Raw genomic sequence first — 370 nt, 5'->3', positions numbered from 1 at the left:
ACACCGTCACCGAACTCCCAGAACCATGAGGTCGGTGCGTTCGTCGAGGTGTCGGTGAACTGCACCGTCAGTGGCAGGTTTCCGGATGTGGGATTCGCGGTGAAGTTCGCGACCGACTTTGCGACGGTTATGGGAGCAAAGGTGCTGAACTTCGTCGTCCATCCGGTGATGCTGCGTGCTGTTTCATCAACGTTCTGGTTTGCAAGAGGCTCCCAGGCGTTCAGGGTCGTGTCGAAGCGCTGGATCTGGGTGACATTCCCCCCTCCAAAGAGGAGTGCCCATTCTTCAGCTGTGAAGGTGATGGTCACCGGGATTGCCGGGTCGAATGTCGCACCTTCCGGTTCAAAGACGAAGACCTTGTCTCCTGCGG

1 protein-coding gene is annotated in these 370 nt (G+C 57.8%); it reads right to left on the bottom strand.

The window, feature by feature from the left end; all coding sequences use genetic code 11:
• A partial coding sequence (locus ACMUOY_RS20425; protein WP_413894551.1) for a hypothetical protein occupies window positions 1–370 on the bottom strand: 370 nt, incomplete at both ends.

This window comes from Candidatus Skiveiella danica, assembly GCF_022705245.1.
In the GTDB taxonomy this organism is placed as follows: Bacteria; Pseudomonadota; Gammaproteobacteria; order Burkholderiales; family Burkholderiaceae_C; genus Skiveiella; species Skiveiella danica.
The sequence above is the reverse complement of the archived record's forward strand: the minus strand, read 5'-3'. Positions and strand labels throughout refer to the sequence as shown.